Raw genomic sequence first — 5548 nt, 5'->3', positions numbered from 1 at the left:
ACATAGCGAGGTGCAGGTGATATACTAATATAGTTGTCGCCAAGAGCGGCAGAAAGACCATTGAAAACTGAACAAGACGAACCAAGTGCAGGGTGACATAGAGATATGTGACCTGTCAAAGAACGAAAAATAAATCTGTCAGTGACAGAAATGAGTGAGAGCTCAAACTATTAATGAGAGTTTGATCCTGGCTCAGGACGAACGCTGGCGGCGTGCCTAATACATGCAAGTAGAACGCTGAAGGAGGGAGCTTGCTTCTTCCGGAAGAGTTGCGAACGGGTGAGTAACGCGTAGGTAACCTGCCTGGCAGCGGGGGATAACTATTGGAAACGATAGCTAATACCGCATAACAGGAGCAGTCGCATGACAGCTTCTTGAAAGGAGCAATTGCTCCGCTGCCAGATGGACCTGCGTTGTATTAGCTGGTTGGTGAGGTAACGGCTCACCAAGGCAACGATACATAGCCGACCTGAGAGGGTGATCGGCCACACTGGGACTGAGACACGGCCCAGACTCCTACGGGAGGCAGCAGTAGGGAATCTTCGGCAATGGGGGGAACCCTGACCGAGCAACGCCGCGTGAGTGAAGAAGGTTTTCGGATCGTAAAGCTCTGTTGTAAGAGAAGAACGGATGTGAGAGTGGAAAGCTCATATTGTGACGGTATCTTACCAGAAAGGGACGGCTAACTACGTGCCAGCAGCCGCGGTAATACGTAGGTCCCGAGCGTTGTCCGGATTTATTGGGCGTAAAGCGAGCGCAGGCGGTTAGATAAGTCTGAAGTGAAAGGCTGTGGCTTAACCATAGTATGCTTTGGAAACTGTTTAACTTGAGTGCAGAAGGGGAGAGTGGAATTCCATGTGTAGCGGTGAAATGCGTAGATATATGGAGGAACACCGGTGGCGAAAGCGGCTCTCTGGTCTGTAACTGACGCTGAGGCTCGAAAGCGTGGGGAGCAAACAGGATTAGATACCCTGGTAGTCCACGCCGTAAACGATGAGTGCTAGGTGTTAGGCCCTTTCCGGGGCTTAGTGCCGGAGCTAACGCATTAAGCACTCCGCCTGGGGAGTACGACCGCAAGGTTGAAACTCAAAGGAATTGACGGGGGCCCGCACAAGCGGTGGAGCATGTGGTTTAATTCGAAGCAACGCGAAGAACCTTACCAGGTCTTGACATCCCGATGCCCGCTCTAGAGATAGAGTTTTACTTCGGTACATCGGTGACAGGTGGTGCATGGTTGTCGTCAGCTCGTGTCGTGAGATGTTGGGTTAAGTCCCGCAACGAGCGCAACCCTTATTGTTAGTTGCCATCATTCAGTTGGGCACTCTAGCGAGACTGCCGGTAATAAACCGGAGGAAGGTGGGGATGACGTCAAATCATCATGCCCCTTATGACCTGGGCTACACACGTGCTACAATGGCTGGTACAACGAGTCGCAAGCCGGTGACGGCAAGCTAATCTCTGAAAGCCAGTCTCAGTTCGGATTGGAGGCTGCAACTCGCCTCCATGAAGTCGGAATCGCTAGTAATCGCGGATCAGCACGCCGCGGTGAATACGTTCCCGGGCCTTGTACACACCGCCCGTCACACCACGAGAGTTTGTAACACCCGAAGTCGGTGAGGTAACCTTTTAGGAGCCAGCCGCCTAAGGTGGGATAGATGATTGGGGTGAAGTCGTAACAAGGTAGCCGTATCGGAAGGTGCGGCTGGATCACCTCCTTTCTAAGGAAGTCCGGAAGGACCAACGGAAGGCACTTGGGTCTTGTTTAGTTTTGAGTGGTCTATGTGGGGCCTTAGCTCAGCTGGGAGAGCGCCTGCTTTGCACGCAGGAGGTCAGCGGTTCGATCCCGCTAGGCTCCATTAAGATACGGAAAGCGTTCTGGCTTGCCAGAAACTTCTGAAGAAAAATAGGAAACTGACGCAGAGTCATAAAAGACTCAAGGCAGTTTATCTTTTTTCAAAAGAAGTTAGCTTGGAGTTCAGTTATTCTCAAAGAGAGAAGTCACTGACAGTATCTTAGTTTATGACAACGAAGTCAGTAAAATAGGAAGAGGATAGGTATTCGACGGATTGAAGTTGAATACGAGACTAACTTCTTAGGAAAAAAGATAAATCTCCTTGTGTTCATGGAACACAGCATCGATTTCCTATTTTTCTACAGAAGTTTTCGCTAGAGCGAATCGTCTCTTTATATCCTAAATTGTCCATTGAAAATTGAATAACTATATCAAATAGTAACAAGAAATAAACCGAAAACGCTGTGAATATTAATGAGTTATGACCGCAAGGTCAGAGAATAAGGTTAAGTTAATAAGGGCGCACGGTGGATGCCTTGGCACTAGGAGCCGACGAAGGACGTGACAAACGACGAAATGCCTCGGGGAGCTGTAAGTAAGCGACGATCCGGGGATATCCGAATGGGGGAACCCACTAGCTGATGGCTAGTACCCATATCTGTTAAGGATATGAGGAGGAAGACGCAGTGAACTGAAACATCTAAGTAGCTGCAGGAAGAGAAAGCAAGAGCGATTGCCTTAGTAGCGGCGAGCGAAGAGGCAGGAGGGCAAACCGAAGTGTTTACACTTCGGGGTTGTAGGACTGCAAAGTGGACTCAAAGATTATAGAAGAATGATTTGGGAAGATCAGCCAGAGAGAGTAAGAGCCTCGTATTTAAAATAGTCTTTGTACCTAGCAGGATCCTGAGTACGGCGGGACACGTGAAATCCCGTCGGAATCTGGGAGGACCATCTCCCAACCCTAAATACTCCCTAGTGACCGATAGTGAACCAGTACCGTGAGGGAAAGGTGAAAAGCACCCCGGGAGGGGAGTGAAATAGAACCTGAAACCGTGTGCCTACAACAAGTTCGAGCCCGTTAATGGGTGAGAGCGTGCCTTTTGTAGAATGAACCGGCGAGTTACGTTATGATGCGAGGTTAAGCTGAAGAGGCGGAGCCGCAGGGAAACCGAGTCTGAATAGGGCGGTATAGTATCATGATGTAGACCCGAAACCATGTGACCTACCCATGAGCAGGTTGAAGGTGCGGTAAAACGCACTGGAGGACCGAACCAGGGCACGTTGAAAAGTGCTTGGATGACTTGTGGGTAGCGGAGAAATTCCAAACGAACTTGGAGATAGCTGGTTCTCTCCGAAATAGCTTTAGGGCTAGCGTCGACATGAAGATTCTTGGAGGTAGAGCACTGTTTGGGTGAGGGGTCCATCCCGGATTACCAATCTCAGATAAACTCCGAATGCCAAGCAATTATGGTCGGCAGTCAGACTGCGAGTGCTAAGATCCGTAGTCGAAAGGGAAACAGCCCAGACCACCAGCTAAGGTCCCAAAATAATTGTTAAGTGGAAAAGGATGTGGGGTTGCACAGACAACTAGGATGTTAGCTTAGAAGCAGCTATTCATTCAAAGAGTGCGTAATAGCTCACTAGTCGAGTGACCCTGCGCCGAAAATGTACCGGGGCTAAAACAATTTACCGAAGCTGTGGATACCTTTATAGGTATGGTAGGAGAGCGTTCTATGTGTGGCGAAGGTGTACCGTGAGGAGCGCTGGAACGCATAGAAGTGAGAATGCCGGTATGAGTAGCGCAAGACAGGTGAGAATCCTGTCCACCGTAAGACTAAGGTTTCCAGGGGAAGGCTCGTCCGCCCTGGGTTAGTCGGGACCTAAGGAGAGACCGAAAGGTGTATCCGATGGACAACAGGTTGAGATTCCTGTACTAGAGTATGAAGTGAAGGAGGGACGCAGGAGGCTAACTCGTGCGTGCGATTGGATGCACGTCTAAACAGTGAGGCGTGGTATGAGTCAAATGCTTATACCTTTAACGTTGAGCTGTGATGGGGAGCGAAGTTTAGTAGCGAGTGAGTGATGTCACACTGCCAAGAAAAGCTTCTAGCGCTGTATCATACTCTACCCGTACCGCAAACCGACACAGGTAGTCGAGGCGAGTAGCCTCAGGTGAGCGAGAGAACTCTCGTTAAGGAACTCGGCAAAATGACCCCGTAACTTCGGGAGAAGGGGTGCTGACGTATGTCAGCCGCAGTGAATAGGCCCAAGCAACTGTTTATCAAAAACACAGCTCTCTGCTAAATCGTAAGATGATGTATAGGGGGTGACGCCTGCCCGGTGCTGGAAGGTTAAGAGGAGTGCTTAGGAGAAATCCGAAGGTATGAATTGAAGCCCCAGTAAACGGCGGCCGTAACTATAACGGTCCTAAGGTAGCGAAATTCCTTGTCGGGTAAGTTCCGACCCGCACGAAAGGCGTAATGATTTGGGCACTGTCTCAACGAGAGACTCGGTGAAATTTTAGTACCTGTGAAGATGCAGGTTACCCGCGACAGGACGGAAAGACCCCATGGAGCTTTACTGCAGTTTGATATTGAGTGTCTGTGCCACATGTACAGGATAGGTAGGAGCCAAAGAACTCGGGACGCCAGTTTCGAGAGAGGCGCTGTTGGGATACTACCCTTGTGTTATGGCCACTCTAACCCGCTAGGTTCATCATCTAGGGAGACAGTGTCTGACGGGCAGTTTGACTGGGGCGGTCGCCTCCTAAAAGGTAACGGAGGCGCCCAAAGGTTCCCTCAGATTGGTTGGAAATCAATCGCAGAGTGTAAAGGTATAAGGGAGCTTGACTGCGAGAGTCACAACTCGAGCAGGGACGAAAGTCGGGCTTAGTGATCCGGTGGTTCCGTATGGAAGGGCCATCGCTCAACGGATAAAAGCTACCCTGGGGATAACAGGCTTATCTCCCCCAAGAGTTCACATCGACGGGGAGGTTTGGCACCTCGATGTCGGCTCGTCGCATCCTGGGGCTGTAGTCGGTCCCAAGGGTTGGGCTGTTCGCCCATTAAAGCGGCACGCGAGCTGGGTTCAGAACGTCGTGAGACAGTTCGGTCCCTATCCGTCGCGGGCGTAGGAAATTTGAGAGGATCTGCTCCTAGTACGAGAGGACCAGAGTGGACTTACCGCTGGTGTACCAGTTGTTCTGCCAAGAGCATCGCTGGGTAGCTATGTAGGGAAGGGATAAACGCTGAAAGCATCTAAGTGTGAAACCCACCTCAAGATGAGATTTCCCATGACTATATGTCAGTAAGAGCCCTGAGAGAAGATCAGGTAGATAGGTTGGGAGTGGAAGCATGGTGACATGTGGAGCGGACCAATACTAATCGCTCGAGGACTTATCCAAAGATAAGTAATGAGAACGTTAAGAAAAGCGTATGATTTTAGGGAATCAGCGCCGAAGTCATAAGGACTTCAAGCAGATTTATCTAAATCACTAGCTTTTTAGTTCGAATACAATTAAGAAGTAATGAGGGCCAACCAGTAAGGATTCAGCCCGATTACAATTTCATTGAGCGCAGCGTTTAATAAGTCTTGTTAGTAATGAATAGTTATTCAATTTTGAGTCGATAAGTACTCAGAGTTAAGCGATGATAGCCTAGGAGATACACCTGTTCCCATGCCGAACACAGCAGTTAAGCCCTAGAACGCCGGAAGTAGTTGGGGGCTGCCCCCTGTGAGATATGGAAGTCGCTTAGC

Annotated in this window: 1 tRNA gene and 3 rRNA genes; all 4 read left to right on the top strand. The window is 49.8% G+C overall.

The features are described 5' to 3' along the window. Positions 1–169 precede the first annotated feature (169 nt). The 4 genes from STRDD11_RS13035 (at position 170) to rrf (ending at position 5548) form a co-directional block, all read left to right on the top strand. Positions 170–1718 (top strand): 16S ribosomal RNA (locus STRDD11_RS13035). Between the two features lie 65 nt (positions 1719–1783). Beyond that, a tRNA-Ala gene (locus tag STRDD11_RS13030) sits at positions 1784–1856 on the top strand. Between the two features lie 440 nt (positions 1857–2296). Then, positions 2297–5195, top strand: a 23S ribosomal RNA gene (locus STRDD11_RS13025). Between the two features lie 237 nt (positions 5196–5432). Beyond that, a 5S ribosomal RNA gene (gene rrf, locus STRDD11_RS13020) occupies positions 5433–5548 on the top strand. The 16S, 23S and 5S rRNA genes sit together here with 1 tRNA gene alongside, the layout of an rRNA operon.

The sequence above is a fragment of the Streptococcus sp. DD11 genome (genome assembly GCF_001578865.1).
GTDB lineage: Bacteria > Bacillota > Bacilli > Lactobacillales > Streptococcaceae > Streptococcus > Streptococcus panodentis.
The sequence above is the reverse complement of the archived record's forward strand: the minus strand, read 5'-3'. Positions and strand labels throughout refer to the sequence as shown.